This is a genomic window from Pseudomonas sp. MF09150, assembly GCF_059862355.1.
In genome coordinates this window covers 60,621-81,149 of the sequence record NZ_JCBCUS010000016.1, presented here as the reverse complement: position 1 = coordinate 81,149, position 20,529 = coordinate 60,621, and the positions used below count along the sequence as shown (strand labels likewise).

Below are 20,529 nucleotides of genomic sequence, written 5' to 3'. Positions count from 1 at the left end.
TTTCAGGTCAAATGGAAGGCCTGTTTTATGCGCAGGATCGTTTGTGGCAGATCTTCAGCCAGTCCCAAGGCCGCCGGATCTACGTCCTGCCCGGACAACTGAAGCAGAAACTGCTGCAAGTCCTCGGCTATCTGGCCGGGAAGTATCGTGGAGCTGGGTGCAAGGAGGACTGATAGACCGAGGATATCGTTGCGGTGTTTGCGAATGCTCCTGCTGTCGACATGTTCGCCCTGGCCCTGTCGCTCGCTCATGTTCAGCCAGGCGTGGGCCTTGCGAGGAACCAGCCGATCCGCTCCGATGTGGGTGATGGCGTCGATCTGCTGCTTGCCTGCGATTAAAAAGTCGTAGTACTCATCGTCGAGCAAGATGGCGGACAGGCTTGAGGCGGCTTCGTCGACGGGAATAGGCGTCAGGATTGCGCCTTGCGCAAGGTCGATTCCTGTGGGGCTGCGTGAGAAGAGTTCGATCTGCGCAGGAAAGCTACTATCCGCCGGCGTCATGAAACGGTAGAGAACCGGCTGTTGGTTGCTGCGTTGCTTGATCTGATAATCGCCTGCCCGGATGAACTCCCAGAAGCGCCTGGCAAATGCACCGTCCAAGGCTTCGATGATAAGGACAAGGTCCAGATCCTTGGTGGCTCTGAACGTTTGGCCGGCTTGCTCCATGCTCAAATAGGCGGCTACGCCTCCGATCATCACGTAGCGATCTGTGTAGTCGGCAAAATACTCACGAAAGCGGTCCAGCCCCCTTACCATTTCATGTCTCCTTCAAGTTGGCTCAAGCCGATCTGTATCCGTTCATCCTTGCTGTCCTGCAAGCTCAGGATCAGCGAGAAAGGATCGACGTAAGGAACCGCCCAAGCATAGACGGTGGGGTCGTAGGACCAGATCTGCAGGGCACAGGCGGCTTCCTCGGGAGCCACTTCGGTGATGGGCTCCGCTGCGTTTTGCAGGGCGTTCAGGGTTTCACTTGAGCAGGCATAAATGGCCAGCCAGGGTTCGACCAGCAGGGTCTGTCGGGCCAGTGCCGATTCGCCGGCGAGCAGCAGTGGCTGTCTATCCAGCAGGGGGACCCGGTTTAGCCACAGGGTCCTTTTGACCGGGGAGCGCATGTGCTTTCTGGCGTTTTGCCAGAGTTGTCGAGCTGGAACAAGTATTTCGATGTGCTGCTGCTTGTCCGCCTCAACGGTAATCAACCCCAGTCCCTTCAGCTCTTTGACGGCACGGGAAATGGTCATTTTCGAGTACTTGAAAGGCTGGCCCAGCGTGGCCTGGGATAACTGTAGGGAATGCTTCCAGTCGTTCATCAACAAGTGAATCACCATGGCCTGGGTCGCCGGGCTCATGAACTCGATCTTTTTTTGGCGGGCACGAAAATACTCGCGCAGGTCCAGACCCAGTTCCGGGATGAACAACTGATTTCCCGGCACGATGAATTGCACGCCTCGTTCGATCAGGCGCTTGCGCTCATAAGAGGCCAGGGTCTCGGTGACAAAGACCAGTGGGGACTCGGTCAATTGGCGCAGCGCATCCATGTGCTTTTTTACGTCCGGGAGGCTGACCGAACGCTGCTGGTTTTCCAGCAGGACAATGCAGGTCTGTCCCAACAGAGTCATCTGCAGAATGAAATAGCTACTGTTGAGGTAGTAGGGCAGACGCGAGGTCTGGTCCCAGCCGCTGAATGTTGGGGAGTCGCCGAGCACCGTCTCGATATAAGAGGCCAGAGCAGGCAAGTAAGGGGCGGCTTGCTGCAGTTCGGGATTCATGACGCTACCTCTAACATGATTTGTGAACGGTATCATTGGTGGTGTTACTGTTCAATAATTATGTTATTTGCGGCTTTCGGTGCTGCCACACTGCCTTCGAACCGGATTCTCTCCTGGCTGGGCTCTGCATGCGCCTTTCGCAGTATTCTCTCGCCAAGATATGAAACAAAGTAATATTTGCATATGCTTAAAATGTATTTCTCTTATTAAAGTGCTCCCCCTAGGATGGCTTCCCATAGACCCAAGTGACTGATCGTAGCGCTGGGCTATAACCGAATGCACTATCCATCCGCCAGGCAGGGAGCCCTTGCATGCCGTTGACCAGAAGACAATTGATCGCCCGAGTGGCCGCCGTCGGTGGCTTGCAGGCCGCCAGTGCGGTGATGGGCATGCTCGGGGTGAGCGACGGGGCGCAGGCTGCTGAAGAGAACTACGCCGCGCTGCCGACGGCCAGTGTCGGCCACGGTGCCAGCGTGGTGGTGATCGGCGCCGGTATCGGAGGCCTGGTCAGCGCCTACGAGTTGAAGAAAGCCGGGTTCAAGGTGACCCTGCTCGAAGCCCGGGAGCGGGTAGGCGGGCGCAACTGGACGGTGCGTCGCGGCGATCGGGTCGAGTACACCGATGGCAGCGTGCAGGTGGCGGATTTCGCCGATGGCTTCTACCTCAATGCCGGCCCCGGGCGCCTGCCCAGCCACCACCAATTGATGCTCGGCTATTGCCGCGAACTGGGGGTGGAGCTGGAAGTGCTGGTCAACACCAGCCGCAACGCCTTGGTGCGGCCGGACCTGAACCAGCCGGCGCTGCAGATTCGCCAGGCGGTCAATGACAGCCGTGGGCACTTCTCCGAGCTGCTGGCCAAGGCGGTCAATCGCAATGCGCTGGATCAGGAACTCAGCCCCGCCGATCGCAGCAATCTGCTGAGTTTTCTCAAGACCTGGGGCGACCTCTCCGACAAGCTCGAATACCTGGGTTCGGCCCGTTCCGGCTATAAGGTCTGGCCCGGTGCCGGTGACCAGTTGGCGCAGAAGAATGACCCGCTGCCGTTGCAGACCCTGCTCAATCCGGCGCTGACCACCGCGCTGATGATCGACGAATACCCCGAATTCTCGCCCACCATGTTCCAGCCGGTGGGTGGCATGGACCGCATCCCCGAAGCCTTTGCCCGACAGTTGCAGGGCCAATTGCGCCTGGGCGCCGAAGTGCTTGGCATCCACAACCAGGCCGAGGGTGTCGAAGTGGCGTATCTGGACAAGCGCAGCGGCCGCCAGCAGAGCCTGCGCGCCGACTACGTGATCAGTTCCCTGCCGCTGCCGTTGCTGGCCAAGGTCGAAAACAACCTCAGCACCCCGGTGCGCCAGGCCATCGCTCAGGTGCAGTTCGGCTACGCAAACAAGGTGGCCTGGCAGTCGCGGCGCTTCTGGGAAAGCGACTACCAGATCTACGGCGGCCTGTCCTTTATCAATCAGGAAGCCTCCGGCCTGTGGTACCCCAGCGGTGGCTTCAACCAGGCCGAAGGGGTGCTGGTGGCGGCTTACAACAATGGCGAAACTGCGCGCAGATTCGGCGAACGAAGCCTGGCCGAGCAGATCGAGATTTCCCGCCAGGCCGTGGAGCTGCTGCACCCCGGCCACAGCCATGAACTGCGCAAGCCCCTGGCGATTGCCTGGAGCAAGATCCCCTACAACCTCGGGCCCTGGATCAACCACGCCGTGGCCGAGCCCGATTACCAGTTGCTGAACCAGGCCCAGGGCCGGGTCTACCTGACCAGCGACGGCCTGGCCCACAGCGGCGTCGGCATCTGGCAGGAAGCCGCTGCCGGCGCAGCGCGGCGCGTAGTGCGCCATTTATTCGAGCGGGCGCAAAGCTCGCCACTCAAGCAAACGGCCTGAAAAAGCCGCGCTTTCATCAAAACAGCAGTCACTGATTTGCCAGGTAGCGGACCTCCGAGGCTGGCATTAAATAACCTTGGAGCGTCTGTCATGCCTTTTAAAAAAGCCTTGTTGGGGTTGGGGATCGTTTTTGCCGCGAGCAGCAGTTGGGCCGCGTCCATCGAGCGTGTGCCGTCGACCTATCCGAATTCGCCGATCCTGCAATCGGTGACCTTGCCCGCCGGCACCGAAGTGACCTACCTCTCCGGCCTGCTGCCGGACCCGGTCGACCCCAAGGCCGGCAAGGAGCAGATCCGCGCCGCCGGCAATACCGAAACCCAGACCCGCGAAGTGCTGCACAAGGTCGAGTCGATCCTGGCCGGCAAGGGCCTGAAGCTGGGCGATGTGGTGCAACTGCGGATCTACCTGGTGGGCGACCCGGCCCTGGGCGGCAAGCTGGATTTCGATGGCCTGCAACGGGCCTTCCGCGAGTTCTTCGGCACTGAAAAACAGCCGCTGAAACCGGCGCGAACCACGGTGCAGGTAGCCGGGCTGGTATTGCCCGGGGCCTTGATCGAAGTCGAAACCGTTGCCGCCAGGTCGCACTAAGCGCCGCTCAAAAGGATCTTCAGCCATGCGTTCCAACTTGCACAAAACCCTCGTCGGCGTGGCGCCGCTCAGCTTTGGCCTGCTCGGCCTGACCTTGCCGCCCAACGTCCTGGCTGCCGATGAAACCCTCGGCACCGTAGTGGTCACCGGGGTTCGCGGCAGCCAGCAGCGCACCGTCACCGACAGCCCGGCGCCGATCGATGTGATCGACAGCGAACAACTGCGCACCATCGGCCAGAACGGCCTCAAGGAAATGCTCGCGCGGCTGCTGCCGTCGTTCAACGTGCCGACCATCAACGGCGGCGGCACGGCGTTCCTGGTGCGCGGCGTCAGCATGCGCGGCCTGGGCGGCGACCAGGTACTGGTGCTGATCAACGGCAAGCGCCGGCACAACTCGGCCCTGATCAACAACGGCGCGCGGGTCGGCAACGCTTCGGTGCCGGTGGACCTGGACCTGATTCCCACCGCCGCCATCGAGCGCATCGAAGTGCTGCGCGACGGCGCGGCGGCGCAATACGGTTCGGACGCGATTGCCGGGGTGATCAACATCATCCTCAAGCGCAATGCCGAGGGCCTGACTTCCGACACCAGCCTGGGCCAGTACTACGACGGCGACGGCACCACCGGCCATGAAGCCTTCAACTGGGGCAACAAGCTGGGGGAGAACGGGGGCTTCTTCAACCTGTCGTGGGACGCCAAGATCCAGGAACCCTACGAGCGCTCCAGCGCCGCCACCGGCCAGCTGTATTTCAACCAGGCCGATGGTTCCCCCGACCCCCGTGAAAGCAATCGCCAGGGCTGGGGCACCGAGTACGGCCTGGGCCGCGACCGCACCACCAGCGTCGCCTACAACGCCGAACTGCCGTTGCAGGACGACCTCAAGCTGTATTCGTTCTCGACCCTGAGCTACCGCAACAGCAACAAGGACCTGGGCCACCGCAAGCCCACCGACATCACCAGCCTGGCCGGCGTGCCGAACGCGCCATACCCCAATGGCGGCCAGGCGCGGCGCGAGATCCACGAGACCGACTTCCAGGTTGCCGGCGGCGCCAAGGGCCTGGCCGGCGGCTGGGACTGGGACCTGTCGAGCACCTACGGCAAGGACCGCGGCGTGCTGGACACCGCCAACAACCTGAACATTTCCAACGGCCCCTACGGCCAGCACGACTTCCACCTCGGCAACCTGGTGTTCGACCAGTGGACCAACAACCTGGACTTCTCCCGGGCCCTGGACATCGGCTGGAGCAGCCCGCTGGAAACCTCCTTCGGCCTGGAATACCGGCGGGAGAAATACGCCCTCGAAAGCGGTGAACCCAACTCCTACAACTACGGCAGCTACGTGCCCAATGTCGGCCCGTTCGCCGGGGTGCGCCCGGACCCGGGGCTGTTCTCGGTCAACGGCACCACCCCGGAGGACGCCTACAGCCTGGAGCGTCACAGCGAAGCGGCCTATGTCGATTTTGGCCTCAATATCACCCCCAACTGGTACGTCGGCGCGGCCGGGCGCTACGAGAAGTACAACCTCGGGGTCGGCGACACCACCAGTGGCAAGCTCACCACCCGGTATGAGTTCATCCCCGGGTATGCGGTGCGGGCGGCGGTGAGCAACGGCTTCCGTGCGCCGTCCCTGGCCCAGAGCGTGTTCTCCACCACCAGCACCGTGACCCAGTTCGGCGCGGGCGGCACCACCACCTCGGTGCGTACCAAGCAGATGCGCCCCAACTCGGCGGAAGCCGTGGCCCTGGGTGCCCGCGACCTGGAGCCGGAAACCTCGCGCAACTACAGCCTGGGCTTTACCGCCGAACCGGCCGAGCGCCTGCGCCTGACCGCCGACTTCTACCTGATCGACATCGACAAGCGGATTCTCCAGACCGGCCTGCTGCAAGGCACCCAGGTCTCGCAGATCCTGGTGGAAAACGGCCTGTCGCCGAACCTGGCCGGGCAGTACTACACCAATGCCGCCGACACCCGGACCAAGGGCGTGGACCTGGTGGCCGACTACAGCCAGTCGTTCGGTGAATACGGCACGGCGAAGTGGAGTGTTGCCTACAACCACAACAAGACCACCATCCGTGATCTGGCCGACACCCCGGCGGCCCTGGCGCGGCTGGGTTCGAACTATGTGCTGTTCGACCGCCAGCAGCAGATCGACCTGACCAAGTCCACGCCCAAGGACAAGTGGATCCTGTCGACCAACTACAAGGTCGGCGACTGGACCACCAACCTGCAATTGACGCGTTTTGGCGAGTACACCGAAGGCTCGAACATTCCGGCCAACGACCGTACCTACAGCGCCAAGTGGATCACCGATATCGATGTGGCCTACGACGTGACCAAGAACCTCACCGTGGCCCTGGGCGCCAACAACCTGTTCGACGAGTACCCGGACAAGATCGGCCTCAAGGCGTGGGCCGGGACCTATGAGTACGGGATGTTTTCGCCGTATGGGCTGGGCGGTGGTTATTACTACAGCCGCGTCAGCCTGGCGTTTTAAGAGGTGGGTATGCAGTGGGGTGTGCGTGCTGCGTTGCGGTGCCTGGCCGGGCCGGCGCAGCCTCGCGGGCTCGGCAGCGGCTACAGGATGCTGTTGCTGATTCTGTGTTTGCTGGGCACCGCAGCCCAGGCCGACAACCGGTTGCGGGTCTCCAGCCAGAAGCAGTCGCTGAAGATTCTGCTGCAGGCCGCCGGCGAGCTGGAGCAGGTGCCGTACCCGATCGAATTCGCCTCCTTTGCCGCCGCGGCACCGACCGCCGAGGCACTGTCGGCGGGGGCGGTGGACATCGGTGCCCTGGGCGATGCGCCCTTTGTGTTTGCGGCGGCGGCCGGGGCGGCGATGAAGACCGTCGGGGTGATCAAACTCAAGGTCACGCCGACCGCGGTGGCAATCGTGGTCAACCAGGATTCGCCCCTGACCGACGCCGCCAGCCTCAAGGGCCGGCGCATCACCACTACCCGCGGTTCCATCGGCCATTTCCTGGCCCTGGCGGCCCTGCGCTCGGTGGGCCTGCATGGCACCGATGCGCAGTTTATTTTCCTCCAGCCCGGCGACTCGCGCAGCGTGCTGGCCAACGGTCAGGCCGATGCCTGGTCGACCTGGGACCCCTACACCAGCATGGTGCAGATGGCCGGTGGAACCCGGGTGCTGATCAGCGGCGAGGGCTTGTTCGCCGGGCATATGTTGCTGGTGGCCAGCGATCAGGCGATCCAGGACAAGGCGCCGCAGATCGACGATTTCCTGCGGCGCCTGGCGCGGGCCTATGTCTGGGCCGACCAGCACCAGGAAGAGTTCTCCCGGATCCAGGCGGTGTACAGCGGCCTGCCGGTGGAAATCCACGAACGTTCCAATCGTTATTCACGACCGCAACGGATCGCCATCGGCCCGGCGGTGATCGAGGACGTCCAGCACACCGCCGATCTGTATCGCGAGGAGGGCATTATCCAGAGCACATTCGATGCACCGGCCTACTTTGATGACCGCTTCAATGAAGTGAAGTAAGAAGATGAAGCTTTCATTAATTAAATTCGGGAGTTTTGCTGTTATGTGCGGCGATTGAAGTTATTTGCTCGTGCGCTCTTAGTGTATTTGAAAGTACGTTGTTGCTCGGCCTGTAAAGGCTGTTGCAGGGCCTTTTTCGCTCTTTTTTCAATACATTTTTAAGTTTGGATAATAGAGGTAAAGGGTATTTCACAACGGACTTTTGGCTGACTAAGGTGGCTTTGCAACAAAATATTACGTTGTTCTCTTCGCACTACTTCCAGGGAATAAGGGAGCTTGCATGTTTACAGTCATTACTGCCGATCAACTTGAAGCACGGCATATCCTCGATGTCGTGGAGAAGCGCTCTTATGGGGTGCAGCTCAAAGGTTTCTGCCCACCGGATACCTTGCAGGTGGCGCGCGATCATCTGTACCAGCACGAGCTGCGCAGCGCCTTCAGCGAACAAAAGGAATTCGTGCGCATCGGCAAGGCCTACATCGAAATCCAGGACGAGCAGAGCCGCGCCGAGTACCACGCCCAGGCGCTGGGCAATATCCGCAAGATCCGCCAGGTGTTCCGCCCGCTGGCCTCACCCATCGACGAGTTGCGCCTGTTGCTGGACGAAGTCTGGCCCCAGGGCGCGCACCTGTTGCAGGTGGACGGGCAGAAATGCTTCGTCGGCATCGCCCGTTTCCAGGGCAGCGGCGTGGACCTGACGCCGCACACCGACAACCTCGAACGCAATGCGCCCGAGGGCCATAGCCAGCCGCTGCTGAGCCAGCTGTCGACCAACATTTACCTGGAGATACCTGAAGACGGCGGCGAGCTGGAGATCTGGGGCATCGAGCCCGACGAGGAGGAATACAACCGCCTGCGCGGCGAGCGCGCCTACGGCATCGAACGCCACCTGCTGCCGCCCCCGGATTTTGTGATCAAGCCGGAACCGGGCGACCTGATCCTGCTCAACCCACGGCTGATCCACGCGGTCCGCCCTTCGGCGAGCAGCACCCGGATCACCCTCGGCGTCTTTATCGGTTTTTACGGCGAACACCAGCCTTTGGCCTACTGGAGCTAACCCCATGAGCAACGTGCAGGAAATCAACCTCAAGGCCTACTTCAACAAGGGCGGCGAAGAACATGAGTTCGAAGGCAAGCGTGTGGTGCTGGCGGTCAGCGTCGGCCAGGAATACCACGAGGACCAGAAGCTGCGTTCGACCATCCACCTGATCAATCAGTCCGGCTTCAGCCACGTCAAAGTGGTGGTGGCCGACACCTTGCAGCGCCACAACAAGCACGGCAAATCTCCGGGCGAAGCGCTGTCGGCCTCGATCCGCGACGGCGATGCCTGGCTGGCGCGCAACCAGAGCATCCTCGATGGCCTGCGGGTGCCGTACCAGATCACCCGCTGGAACCAGGAACTGGCCAGCGATCACTACGCCGAACTGCGCCAGCAACTGAACCTGGTCTACCACGAGCGCCACGAACTGCGCGAAGCGATTGAAAGCACCATCGCGGTGTTTACCGATCGCCTGCGTCTGCGGGACGAACACGCCGACATCGAGCGCGCGGCGGCCCAGTGCCGCGAATACATCCTCGAGGAAATCCCGATCATCCTGCCGCTGTGGGCGGCCGAGGGGTATGACTACGTGCTGTACCCGCAGCAGATGACCGCCGCCATGGCCACCAGCCGCGACCTGTTGATCGAGCCCCACAGCCCGGACCGGGTGCGCTGGCTGCCGCTCAAGTTCAAGAAACGCGGGATCCCGATCCCCTTCACCTTGCCCGGCGTCATCCACCCCAACTGGTCCAGTGGAGCCATCGCCATCTAGCCCCACCTGCAACCCGCCATCTGTAGCCGCTGCCAAGGTACGAGGCGGCGCTGGCCCTCAGCCCCCGGACGATCTCGGCCCAACCGCCCATCGTCCAGCCCAGGGCCCGGCCGGCCGCAGCGGCAGCAGATTTCCATGATTTTTCGTTAAGGAGTTTCCATGAGCGTTTTTGCGCAACAGCAACGCAAATGGTGGGCACTGCTCGGAGTGAGCATTGCCAGTTTTCTCGGGTGTGTCGATTTCACCATCGTCAACACCGCGCTGCCGGCACTGCAAACCGACCTCGGCGCCTCGGTCGACAGCCTGCAATGGGTGATCAACGGTTTTATCCTCGCCCTTTCAAGTTTCATGGTGCTGGTGGGGCGCCTGGCTGATCTGCATGGGCGCAAGCGCGTGCTGTTTATCGGCCTGACGGTGTTTGGCCTGGCGTCATTGGCGGCCGGGCTGGCCAGCCGGATCGACGGCCTGATCGTCGCCCGGATCGTCCAGGGCCTGGCCTGCGCGGTGCTCTACACCGCGTCGGGGGCGATTGTCTCCAGTACCTTCGACAGCGCCGAACAGGGCAAGGCGTTTGGCGTGCTGTTCGGGGTCAACGGCGTGGGCCTGGCCATCGGGCCGGTGCTTGGCGGTGTCATCACCAGCGCCTTTGGCTGGCAATGGATCTTCCTGATCAACGTGCCATTCGTGCTCCTGAGCCTGGCCATTTGCAGCGTCAGCGTCGACGAATCGCGGGCACCCGCCAGCGGGGCACGCCTGGATTGGCTGGGGGCGCTGCTGTTGCTGATCGGCTTGCCGAGTCTGGTGCTGGTGATCGTCCAGGGCGCGGCCTGGGGCTGGGGGTCGTCGACCACCCTGGCGCTGATCGCCATTGCCGTATTGGCCCTGGCGGCCTTTGTGGCGGTTGAACAACGGGTCGCGGCGCCGATCATCGACCTCAAACTGTTCGCCAACCGGCGCTTTGTCGCCGGGGTCTTGGCCAGCTTTGGCCTGGCGGTGTTCTATTGCGTGGCGTTCTTTGTCATGCCGCTGTACCTGGCGTTGATCCGTGGCGAAAGCGTGCAGGCCAGCGGCTGGCTGCTGCTGCCCACCACCCTCGGCGTGGCCGTGCTCTCGCCCTTGGTGGGACGCTTGGTGGACCGCAAGGGCCCGGCGCTGCTGATCAAGACCGGGTTGCTGTTGTTTGTGCTGTCGGCGCTGTTGCAGGCCGGTTTCGATGGCCAGACCTCGCTGCCGTACCTGTTGGCCGCCTTTGTGATCATGGGCCTGGGCTGGGCGAGCATTCTCGGGCCATCGACGGTACTGGGGATTTCCTCGGTGCCCCAGGAGGTCGGCTCGGTGGCCATGGGCTCGCTGATGACCTTGCACAACGTCGGCGGCGGCCTGGGCCTGGCGTTGGGGGTGGGCCTGTATCACCACTTTTCCGCGACCCCGGTGGACGATGGGCACGCTGCCTTTCTCAACGGTTACCGCGCCGTGATGCTGTTTCTGGCCGGTGTGACCCTGGCGGTGTGGGCGGCGGTGAGTGTGCTGCTGCGCCAGCGTCAACCCCAGGGCCTGGGCGTGGTGGAGGAGGGCGCGAGGGGTGGTTGAGGGCGGGTGGCTAAAGTTTGGCCAGGGTCTTTACTCTCAAGGCACCCTTCACTGCCTGATCACCCAAGGAGCACGTTTATGTCCGGATGGTACGAGTTGAGCAAAAGCAGCAATGGCCAGTTCCGTTTTGTCCTGAAGGCGGCCAATGCCGAAACCCTGCTCACCAGCGAGCTGTATACCACCCGCAGCGCCGCCGAAAATGGCATCGCTGCGGTACGCACCAACAGCGCACTGGATGAGCGCTACGAACGCAAGACCACCAAGGACGGTCATCCGTACTTCAACCTCAAGGCCGCCAACCACCAGGTCATCGGCAACGGCGAGGCCTATTCCTCCAGCGCTGCGCTGGAAAAAGGCATCGCCAGCGTCAAGGCCAATGGCCCCGTCGGTCCGATCAAGGACAAGACCGCGCCGGCGCTGTAGGCCGCGTCCTTACAGGCTCGCCGCTCCCAGGGGCGGCGCAGCCTGGCTGTCTTCGAGATAAACCGTCAGCGGTTTGACGACCGAATTATGGCGAAATGCTATCGCTTGTTTTATCCTCCGCGCCCGTCACAGGGAAGTGGGGATGCCTGGTGCCCTGGCTGACGTTATCGATCATCGTCCAAGGGACCTGCGACCTCATGATTCGCCCTCTCGTCTTACTCGCCGCGCTGCTGGCCCTGAGCGGCTGCTACAGCCTGTCTCCCACCAAAATTGCCGACAGCATGAACCCCGACCCGCAGTTGGGCGTGGCTTATGTGGTGGGTGTGGTCGGTATCTGGCCGCAGGCGGTGTACACCGCCAACGAACAGAAGCTGCTGATCCGTCCACGGGGTGGCGACGGGTTTGCCACCGCGCGTCTGTACAACCAGTTCTATGCCCGTACCCCACGTGATGTGCGCGAGACCTGGCACGGCATCGGCAGCCTGTTCGTGATGCCGCTCAAGCCCGGGCGCTATGAGATCTACAACCTGCATTTCGATCGCGGCAACGCCACCTCCTGGAGCCGTGAAGACTTCTCCATCCCCCTGGAGCTGGAAGCCGGCAAGGCCTATTACGTCGGTGATTTCCGCGCCGGGTGTCTGTCGGCTGGTGGCGCCAAATGCATCTTCCTGCACAGCGATCATCTGGAGCGCGATGCCGCCCTGGTGCGGGCCAAGTACCCGCAGGTGCCAAGCCTGCAACGGGTCGACCTGGAGAAAATGGAAGAAGCCACGCCGTTGATCGTCAAGGAGCAGGGGCCCAAGGCCTCGATGCTTAAAGCCATGCTGTCGGGAGACCTGTGATGCGCAGTACGTTTTGCTTGTGGGTGCTGCTGATGCTGGGCCTCGGCGGATGCCAGACCACTCACAGCCTCAAGCCGGCCGAGGTCGATTACCGCCAGTCGCTGCCGCCGATCAATGTCAGCGTGATCGGACCCATCCCCGGTGCGCTGATCCGCAATGAACTGCGGCGCCGTGGCACCTTCGAACAGGTGCTCGATGGCCACAGCGCCGAGGGCTACAACGTGATCGTGGCGGCCAACAGTGATTACTTCGGCTGGCAGAATATCCCCCTGGGCCTGCTCAGCGCCCTGACCCTGTTTATCGTGCCGGCCCCGGCCACTTGGGACAGCCAGGTGGTTTTCCATGTCAGCCGTGGCGACCAGCCGCTGGCCCGATACCTGATCAGCAATCACACCAGCTCCTGGCGCGGCTGGGTCAATCTCGATGGCGGCCAGTACCCGCACGTGCAGCGCATCACCGATGACTTTATCGCGCAGATGCTCAAGGACCCGATCTTCAAGCCGATGCCGGCGGCGGCGTTGAACAGCCACTGAGCAGTGGCTGGCCATCGCCCAGGCAAAAGCCCGAGCGCAGATGCGCCCGGGTTTTTTTTCGGCCTGGATTCAACCCAGGGTGTTGAGCAACTGCCGCAACTGGTGGCGCCCGGCGTCGTCCAGGGCAAACAGCGGCCGGCGCGGCTCGCCGACGGGCAGCCCGGTCAGCTCCAGGCCGGCCTTGATGGTGGTCGGCAGGCCGCCCTTGAGGATGAAGTCGAGCAACGGCAACTGGCGGTAGAACAGCGCGCGGGCCTGGTTCAGGTCGTTGGCCAGCACCGCCTGGTACAGCGCCAGGTTGAGCTCGGGGATCAGGTTCGGCGCGGCGGTGCACCAGCCGGCGGCACCGGCGGCGAAGGCTTCCAGAGCCAGGGGATTGCAACCGTTGTAGAACGGCACCTGGCCTTCACCGAGCAATTGCAGCTGGTGCATGCGCTGGATGTCGCCGGTGCTCTCCTTGACCATGGTCACGTTTTCCACGGCGTGGAAGATTTTCAGGATCAGCTCCACCGGCAGGTCGGTGCCGCTGGTGGCCGGGTTGTTGTAGAGCATGATCGGCACGCCGATGCTGGCGCCGATGGCCTGGTAGTGGGCGAGAATTTCCGCCGCGCTGAGTTTCCAGTACGACGCCGGTAGCACCATCACCACATCGGCGCCGTGGCGCTCGGCAAAGCGCGCGCGACGCACGGCCTTGGCGGTGGTCAGGTCGGACACGCTGACGATGGTCGGTACGCGCTTGGCCACGTGGCGGATGCTGAACTCGCTGACCTGGTCCCACTCGGCGTCGCTCAGGTAGGCGCCTTCGCCGGTGCTGCCCAGGGGCGCGATGGCGTGCACGCCGCTGTCGATCAGGCGGTCGATGGAGCGACCCAGGGCGTCCAGGTCCAGTTGTTCGCCGTTGGCGCTGAAGGGGGTGATGGTGTAGCCGATGATGCCGTGAATGCGTGGGGTCGACATGGGGTCGCTCCTTTAATGTGCGGGTGGTTTCAGTTCAGGCAATCGGCGTGCTGCTTGAGGTTCTGCCGAGCGTAATAGTTGAAGGCGGCGGCGTGGCGTTTGGGCCGGGAAATCCAGTCATGGGCTTCGCGCCCCAGTTCCGGAAGGATCGGCTTGATGCGGCCGGCGGCCATGGCCAGCAGCTGCAACTTGGCCGCACGCTCGATCAACTGGGCGATCACACAAGCTTCCTCGATGCTCGCACCGCTGGACAGTTGGCCATGGTGCGAGAGCAGGATGGCGCGCTTGTCGCCCAGGGCCGAGGCGATGATTTCGCCTTCCTCATTGCCCACCGGCACCCCCGGCCAGCCTTCGAGAAACGCGCAATCTTCATACAGCGGGCAGAGGTCCATGTGCGACACCTCGAGCGGCACTTCCAGCATCGACAGCGCGGCGACGTGGGTCGGGTGCGTGTGGATGATGCAGTTCACATCCGGCCGCGCACGGTACACCCAACTGTGGAAGCGGTTGGCCGGGTTGGGCATGCCGTGGCCTTCGAGCACCTCCAGGTCTTCGTTGACCAGCAACAGATTGCCGGCGGTGATTTCGTCGAAACCCAGGCCCAATTGCTGGGTGTAGTAGGTCCCGGGTTGCGGGCCGCGGGCGGTGATCTGCCCGGCCAGGCCGGAGTCGTGGCCGTTCTCGAACAGGATGCGGCAGGTCAGGGCCAGCTTTTGCCGGTCGGTCCACGTATTATCCGCCAGGGTGTTTTGCATCTGGGTCAGCGCCTGCTTGACCAGTTGCTCTTTGGGTAGTGCTAATGTCTTGGCCATATCGGTGTCCTTTGCTGAGTCTATTGGACGTCGGATTTGCCAGCCCCCGCTGCTCGCAAGGTCGTTGGGTTAAAGCAAATGACACTAAAGAGGCTATATGACACTTTGTGTCATTGGCAAGCACAAATCGTCGCCTCCTCAATGGATTAACCGCTCTACATGTCTATCCGTTTGAAATTACTCAGAAAAAAACTTGGCGTGACTCTGGAGGCCCTGGCTGAAAAATCCGGGATGACCAAGAGTTACCTGTCCAAGGTCGAGCGCGGGCTGAACACGCCATCGATTGCCGCGGCGCTGAAATTGGCCAAGGCATTGAACGTCAAGGTCGAGGAACTGTTCGCCGAAGACGCCGTCAGCCTCGACAGCTACAGCCTGGTACGCAGCGACCAGCGCCAGTCCCTGGCGGCCGGCGACCAGCCGGGATATGCGGTGCTGGCCCATCAGGTCAGCGAGCGCAGCCTGTTGCCGTTCATCATTTATCCGGCCAGGGAGTTCAGCGACAAGACCTTCAAGGAGCACCTGGGGGAGGAGTTTCTGTTTGTCCACGAAGGCCAGGTCGAAGTCGACTTCATGAGCGAACGGGTGCTGCTCAATCGCGGCGACGCCCTGCACTTCAACGCCCAGAAACCCCACCGCATCCGCTCGGTGGGCGAGGTCCAGGCGCAGTTGCTGGTGGTGGTGCATAGCGGGGAGCAGTAGCGACCTGCATGACACACAACGCCGTCGTTGAGCGTTGTAGCCGCTGCCGAGCGTGCGAGGCTGCGCAGGCCATCTGCAACGACCTCCATTTGCCTGACGCCTCACGGCGCCGGTAAGGGCCAGCGTCCGAACGCGGCTCCGAGCCTGCGGCAGCGGCTACAGGGGGATGCGCGGGGTTACGCATTCAACGTTCGACAGGCACCGACAGTTTCGGATTGCCCAGCGCATGGCTCTTGGCATCGAAGAAACGCAGCGTCACGTCCATGCCGTCGAACAGCGTGGCGTAGTGGCGTTTCTGGTGCTGGATAAAGGCCTTGCTGCGCGGGTGGATCGAGATCGCCAGGGTCTTGCTCCCGGATTGGCGGATGGCTTGCACCAGGTGGTTGTCCTGGGGGCCGAGGTTGTGGCCGAAGATGCACAAGGCGTCGCCGTGGCCCAGCAGTTGCTCGTAGCAGAACGACAGGTAATCGCTGCTGCGAATGGTCTTGAGCTTGTCTGCCAGCGGCCCTTCGGTGACGAACAGCGGCACGTCATCCAGGGTCTTGATGGTGTTGTTGATGGCGAAGCTGCCCAGCAGCGTGCCCTCGGTGGAGGTCAGTTTGCGTGCGCTGCCGTCGACGTTGCGCACCAGGTGCAGGCCCCCGTGCAGGTACAAAAAGCGCGTGTCGCTGCTGGCGGTATCGCGCACATCGAACATCGGTTCGCTGCCGTGGAACAGGTCGTCGATACCCGGGTTGTCATGCTGGATCGCCCAGTAGTTGAGCAGGTCGTAATTGGTGGTGAACACCGTGCGATAGCGGCGCAGTTCCTGATTGATCAAGGCCAGGCTCGCTGGCTGCACCAGGCGCCAGGGGATGTGCACCGCGTGCACGGTGTTGATCAGCGCTTCCTTGATCGCGTAGTAGCGATTGCGCGGCGCTGCCGAACTCACGGCCAGGGCCTTGTTGACCCGGCTGGTGGTCTTCAGGGCGCCGAGCACCTGTTCGAAGCTGCGGGTCTGCAGGGCATCGAACACACTCAGTTCGGACTGGCTCAGGGGTTTTTCTTCGACGGTGCGCGCGTTTTCGAACAGCGAGTCATAGGCGAAATCGTCCCAGACCGCACGGCTGGCACCATTGCCGATCAACAGCCCGGCAATCGGCGTGCTGGCGCGCAAGGCCTCCCAGTCTTCAAGGTTGGCGTCAAATTCCTGGAAATCCATCATCGCGGTTCGTCGTCTCAAGGCACAGGGCGCCGACTTTATCACGACCGACTGTTGAGCCAGGTCAAGATCGGCGGTGACCGATGGGTCGATCCTGTAGGCATTTGCTGAATTGGCGTTTCGCGGTTCGGCCCAGCCAAGAGGATTTTCCATGAGCAGCACGTTTTTTATTCCCGCGGTCAACATCATGGGCATTGGCTGTCTCGACGAGGCCATGAACGCGATTCGCAACTACGGCTTTCGCAAGGCGCTGATCGTCACCGATGCCGGCCTGGCCAAAGCCGGGGTGGCGAGCATGATCGCCGAGAAGCTGGCGATGCAGGACATCGACTCGCTGGTGTTCGACGGCGCCAAGCCCAACCCGAGCATTGATAACGTCGAACAGGGCCTGCTGCGTCTGCGCGAGGGCAACTGCGATTTCGTGATTTCCCTGGGCGGCGGTTCGCCCCATGACTGCGCCAAGGGCATTGCCCTGTGCGCCACCAATGGCGGGCATATCCGCGACTACGAGGGCGTCGACCAGTCGGCCAAGCCGCAGCTGCCGCTGATCGCCATCAACACCACCGCCGGCACTGCCAGCGAGATGACCCGCTTCTGCATCATCACCGACGAAGCGCGCCACGTGAAAATGGCCATTGTCGACCGCAACGTCACGCCGCTGCTGTCGGTCAACGACCCGGCGCTGATGGTCGCCATGCCCAAGGGCCTGACTGCCGCCACCGGCATGGACGCCCTGACCCACGCGATCGAAGCCTATGTGTCGACTGCGGCCAACCCGATCACCGACGCCTGTGCGTTGAAAGCCATCGACATGATCAGCAACAACCTGCGCCAGGCGGTGCACGACGGCTCCGACCTCACGGCCCGGGAGAACATGGCGTACGCCCAGTTCCTCGCCGGCATGGCCTTCAACAATGCCTCCCTGGGTTTCGTGCATGCCATGGCGCACCAGTTGGGCGGGTTCTATGACCTGCCCCACGGTGTGTGCAATGCGGTGTTGCTGCCCCATGTGCAGAGTTTCAACGCCTCGGTCTGTGCCGAACGCCTGACCGATGTGGCCCACGCCATGGGCGCCGACATTCGCGGCTTCAGCCCGGAAGAGGGCGCCCAGGCGGCCATCGCCGCGATTCGCAGCCTGGCACGGGACGTGGACATCCCGGCCGGCCTGCGCCAGTTGGGCGCCAAGTTGCCGGACATCCCGATCCTCGCCGCCAACGCCCTGAAAGACGCCTGCGGCCTGACCAACCCTCGGGCGGCGGACCAACGGCAGATCGAAGAAATCTTCCGCAGCGCCTTCTGATCCGCTGACCCCGCACCCCACGCCGGCCCCTGAACCTCAGGGGCCGGCGTGCCCTCACACTCCCTGGCCTGCACCATTGAAAGCAACCGGCTGAGCGGCGATAGTGCGCCGCCGAAACGGGCTTTTTTGGGTAACGCAGGGAGCAGGCAATGATCTTCAACCACCCTTTGCTGACAGGCCTGGCCGCCAGTGGCCTGCTGCTGTTGGCCAGCCAGAGTCACGCGCAATGCCAGGAACCGCCGCTGCCACCGGGCACCCTGGGGTACACGGCGTGCAAGGATTGGCCGGCCCAGGCCGGGGTGCAGATCCGCGCCCTGGCCACCGCGCCCGATAACGTCACGGGCGAAGCGCAGGCCGGCCTGTTCGACCTGCTCGTGACCCAGGTCGATGCGGGCAGCCAGCAGGTCAAGGCGTCTTACACGCAGACACAAGCCATCAGCTCCGATGCCGTTGCCTTCGATGGGTTGTCCGTGGACACCGCGCGTTATCAGGTGGGCGAAGGTGTTCGCGCCTTCGGCATTCGCAGCCATTTCAGCCACGAATCGATGTACAACCCGTTCGCCAGTGAAAACCTCTCGCTGTTCGTGGTCCAGGGGCAAGCACTGCGCCCGCTGCTTAGCGACCTCAACGTGTATCAGTACGGGGGCGAAAGCGAAGGTCGCTGCCAGGGCCAATTCAGCACCCGCAAACGTACCCTGGCCATGGCCACCACCCGCAGCCACGGCTTCGCCGACCTGATCGTCAAGACCTCTGTGGTCAAGCGCCAAGCCACCCAGCGCGGCGACCAATGCCTGGAAAAAAACAGCCCGCCACAGGTCAGCCAGGTCACCCTGCGTTACGACGGCCAACGCTACGTGGTGCCCCAGGGCCTGCGTGATGAATGAACATTTTCAAGAGGTGTGGATGAACATGAAGCGGTTTTGCCTGCGTGGCGTGATCGCGCTGGGCCTGTGTGGCGTCGCCGTCCAGGCTGCGGCCGAATGCCGAGCCAGTGCCTATTCCGGGGCCGAGGTGCTGTATGAGGTGTGCAAGGACTGGCCAGCCTACCCCGGCACCCGAATCACCGGGCAGGCGCGGTTGGAGCATCCGCAACAGGCCTTGCCGCCCGAAGAGCCCGGCAGCTATGAGCTGCAGCTGGCGCTGGTGTCCAGTCGCAACGGCAGCGTCCAGGCGTCTTACTCCCTGCCTGCGGCGATTCTTTCCGACACCAGCACCTTCCGTGGCCTGGGCATCGACACGGCGCGCTATCGCTTGAACGAGCAGGTGCGGGCCTTTGGCATCCGCAGTTTTTTCGAAGGCTCCTCCCGCGCCAACCCCGATGGCGAAACCTGGCTGACCCTGTACGTGCGCGATGGCAAGACGCTGCGTCCGATCCTGAAGAAGCTGGTGGTGGAGTCTTCCAGTGGCGAATGGGATACCCGCTGCAACGGGCATTTCTCCGACAGCAAAAGTACCGTGGCCGTGGCCAAGACCCGCAGCCAGGGGTACGCCGACCTGATCGTCACCACCGTGGCCACCGACAGCGAAGCCCTTGAGCAGGGCGACGATTGCACCACGGCCTCCAGCCACACCCGTACCGCCACCACCACCTTGCGTTATGACGGCCAGCGCTACAGCGTGCCCCCAGGTCTGAAGGCCTGGCGCTGAGGGCTGCGGCGAACCCATGCGTGGTGCCTGCCCGATCCACGGCCGGCTCGCGGCGGCGCTGGCGCTCGACGCCGAGGTCGGGTTGATGCCCCAGCCCGAGTCGCGAAGAAGGGCGTTGCGGTCTACCGACCGGACCTGGTCTTTTGATCGAACCGGCTGGTGATCAGCGCCAGGCTTCGTGCAGAATCCCCCCTTGATTCTGTGCCAGGCATTGTCTGCGGGGCACATTGCGGAGTTTTGTCGATGACTGCATCACTGTTGCTGGCCGTGCTCGCTTCCGGCTTTATCTATGGCATCACCCCCGGCCCGGGCGTGCTGGCGGTGTTCGGCATTGGCGCCGCCCGGGGCCGACGGGCCGGGGCCGGGTTTCTCTGCGGCCATCTGCTGGGTGATGTGGTCTGGTGCAGCACCGCGCTGGTCGCCATTGTCGGCGCCCGTGAGATCGGCAGCAGTGCCTTTGATGTACTGGGCGTGCTCAGCGGCCTGTACCTGTTCTGGCTCGGCCTGCGTGCGATCCGCACCCGCAGTACCGGCAGCGACGCCCCTCAGGGCGCGGCGCGGCAACCGTTCTGGCACGGCATTCTGTTCGGCCTGACCAACCCCAAGGCCTACCCGGTGGCGGTGGCGACCTTTACCGCGCTGCTTTCCAGCCGCGCCGAGCTCTTGACCTGGTCGATGCTGCCGTGGCTGATTCTGCTGAGCTTCCTGGGCGGTGTGGTGGCCTACGCGATCCTGATCGGCGTGGTCGGTGCCCGTCAGATACGCACCCTGTACCAGCGCCATGAGCTGGCTATTACGCGGGTTTGCGGAGTAATGTTCATCGGCTTCGCCATCAATGCCCTGGTGCATGCGCTGCCGGGGCTGATCAGCAACAAGGGATAACCGCGCTGCAAGGCTGCAGCAGCGAAGCGTCAGCGGCCGATGCCGTTTGACCAGGCCCAGGGATTGATACTCGGCGTTTCATTTGCAAGGCAGT

20 protein-coding genes are annotated in these 20,529 nt (G+C 62.9%); 15 read left to right on the top strand and 5 right to left on the bottom strand.

Going from position 1 to position 20,529, the window contains the following annotated elements; translation table 11 throughout:
* Positions 1-2: 2 nt before the first annotated feature.
* Positions 3-755 carry a hypothetical protein gene (locus tag AC19YX_RS33335; protein WP_500607932.1) on the bottom strand — a complete coding sequence of 251 codons (753 nt, stop codon included), beginning with the start codon at positions 753-755 and terminating at the stop codon, positions 3-5.
* Complete coding sequence (locus AC19YX_RS33330; protein WP_500607931.1) at positions 749-1,765, bottom strand: MarR family transcriptional regulator; 1,017 nt, start codon at positions 1,763-1,765, stop codon at positions 749-751. Before AC19YX_RS33330 ends, AC19YX_RS33335 begins: the two co-directional genes overlap by 7 nt.
* A gap of 311 nt (positions 1,766-2,076) precedes the next feature.
* Here AC19YX_RS33330 and AC19YX_RS33325 point away from each other — a divergent pair, with 311 nt between their 5' ends.
* The 10 genes from AC19YX_RS33325 to AC19YX_RS33280 all read left to right on the top strand — a co-directional run bounded on the left by AC19YX_RS33325 (position 2,077) and on the right by AC19YX_RS33280 (position 12,937).
* Positions 2,077-3,654 (top strand): flavin monoamine oxidase family protein, encoded by a 1,578-nt coding sequence (locus AC19YX_RS33325; RefSeq protein ID WP_078473135.1) that lies wholly within the window; start codon positions 2,077-2,079, stop codon positions 3,652-3,654.
* Between the two features lie 90 nt (positions 3,655-3,744).
* Complete coding sequence (locus AC19YX_RS33320) at positions 3,745-4,242, top strand: RidA family protein (RefSeq protein WP_078473136.1); 498 nt, start codon at positions 3,745-3,747, stop codon at positions 4,240-4,242.
* A 25-nt stretch (positions 4,243-4,267) separates the two neighbouring features.
* Positions 4,268-6,736, top strand: a complete 2,469-nt coding sequence (locus AC19YX_RS33315) for a TonB-dependent receptor plug domain-containing protein (RefSeq protein WP_078473137.1) — start codon at positions 4,268-4,270, stop codon at positions 6,734-6,736.
* Between the two features lie 87 nt (positions 6,737-6,823).
* Positions 6,824-7,738, top strand: coding sequence for an aliphatic sulfonate ABC transporter substrate-binding protein (locus tag AC19YX_RS33310; protein ID WP_078473251.1), 915 nt, complete (start codon positions 6,824-6,826; stop codon positions 7,736-7,738).
* A gap of 280 nt (positions 7,739-8,018) precedes the next feature.
* Positions 8,019-8,795, top strand: a complete 777-nt coding sequence (locus AC19YX_RS33305) for a 2OG-Fe(II) oxygenase (RefSeq protein ID WP_020297454.1) — start codon at positions 8,019-8,021, stop codon at positions 8,793-8,795.
* A gap of 4 nt (positions 8,796-8,799) precedes the next feature.
* Positions 8,800-9,549 (top strand): tRNA-dependent cyclodipeptide synthase, encoded by a 750-nt coding sequence (locus AC19YX_RS33300; protein WP_020297453.1) that lies wholly within the window; start codon positions 8,800-8,802, stop codon positions 9,547-9,549.
* Between the two features lie 159 nt (positions 9,550-9,708).
* Entirely contained in the window at positions 9,709-11,139 is a 1,431-nt protein-coding gene (locus tag AC19YX_RS33295; protein WP_500607930.1) for an MFS transporter, read from the top strand.
* A gap of 78 nt (positions 11,140-11,217) precedes the next feature.
* Positions 11,218-11,562: a YegP family protein gene (locus tag AC19YX_RS33290; protein WP_020297451.1), complete on the top strand. Its 345-nt coding sequence runs from the start codon at positions 11,218-11,220 to the stop codon at positions 11,560-11,562.
* A 197-nt stretch (positions 11,563-11,759) separates the two neighbouring features.
* On the top strand, positions 11,760-12,404 hold the full coding sequence (locus tag AC19YX_RS33285; protein WP_500607929.1) for a hypothetical protein: 645 nt from the start codon (positions 11,760-11,762) through the stop codon (positions 12,402-12,404).
* Positions 12,404-12,937 carry a hypothetical protein gene (locus AC19YX_RS33280; RefSeq protein ID WP_078473141.1) on the top strand — a complete coding sequence of 178 codons (534 nt, stop codon included), beginning with the start codon at positions 12,404-12,406 and terminating at the stop codon, positions 12,935-12,937. Before AC19YX_RS33285 ends, AC19YX_RS33280 begins: the two co-directional genes overlap by 1 nt.
* Before the next feature lie 69 nt (positions 12,938-13,006).
* Here the strand turns inward: AC19YX_RS33280 and AC19YX_RS33275 are convergent, their stop codons facing one another.
* Together AC19YX_RS33275 and AC19YX_RS33270 are read right to left on the bottom strand one after the other, a co-directional pair.
* Positions 13,007-13,894, bottom strand: coding sequence for a dihydrodipicolinate synthase family protein (locus AC19YX_RS33275; RefSeq protein WP_201129833.1), 888 nt, complete (start codon positions 13,892-13,894; stop codon positions 13,007-13,009).
* 29 nt (positions 13,895-13,923) lie between these two features.
* Positions 13,924-14,706 (bottom strand): aldolase, encoded by a 783-nt coding sequence (locus AC19YX_RS33270; protein WP_078473143.1) that lies wholly within the window; start codon positions 14,704-14,706, stop codon positions 13,924-13,926.
* A gap of 159 nt (positions 14,707-14,865) precedes the next feature.
* Here AC19YX_RS33270 and AC19YX_RS33265 point away from each other — a divergent pair, with 159 nt between their 5' ends.
* Positions 14,866-15,405, top strand: a complete 540-nt coding sequence (locus tag AC19YX_RS33265) for a helix-turn-helix domain-containing protein (protein ID WP_500607928.1) — start codon at positions 14,866-14,868, stop codon at positions 15,403-15,405.
* A gap of 184 nt (positions 15,406-15,589) precedes the next feature.
* Here AC19YX_RS33265 and AC19YX_RS33260 read toward each other — a convergent pair whose 3' ends face one another.
* Entirely contained in the window at positions 15,590-16,609 is a 1,020-nt protein-coding gene (locus AC19YX_RS33260; protein ID WP_078473144.1) for a DUF4917 family protein, read from the bottom strand.
* Between the two features lie 148 nt (positions 16,610-16,757).
* Here AC19YX_RS33260 and yiaY point away from each other — a divergent pair, with 148 nt between their 5' ends.
* The 4 genes from yiaY (at position 16,758) to AC19YX_RS33240 (ending at position 20,435) form a co-directional block, all read left to right on the top strand.
* Complete coding sequence (gene yiaY, locus AC19YX_RS33255; RefSeq protein ID WP_078473145.1) at positions 16,758-17,906, top strand: L-threonine dehydrogenase; 1,149 nt, start codon at positions 16,758-16,760, stop codon at positions 17,904-17,906.
* 149 nt (positions 17,907-18,055) lie between these two features.
* Positions 18,056-18,790: a PA3715 family protein gene (locus AC19YX_RS33250; protein WP_500607927.1), complete on the top strand. Its 735-nt coding sequence runs from the start codon at positions 18,056-18,058 to the stop codon at positions 18,788-18,790.
* Entirely contained in the window at positions 18,783-19,553 is a 771-nt protein-coding gene (locus AC19YX_RS33245) for a PA3715 family protein (protein WP_500607926.1), read from the top strand. The genes AC19YX_RS33250 and AC19YX_RS33245 overlap by 8 nt, the downstream gene beginning before the upstream one ends.
* A 243-nt stretch (positions 19,554-19,796) precedes the next feature.
* Positions 19,797-20,435 carry a LysE family translocator gene (locus AC19YX_RS33240; RefSeq protein ID WP_078473148.1) on the top strand — a complete coding sequence of 213 codons (639 nt, stop codon included), beginning with the start codon at positions 19,797-19,799 and terminating at the stop codon, positions 20,433-20,435.
* Positions 20,436-20,529: the final 94 nt, after the last annotated feature.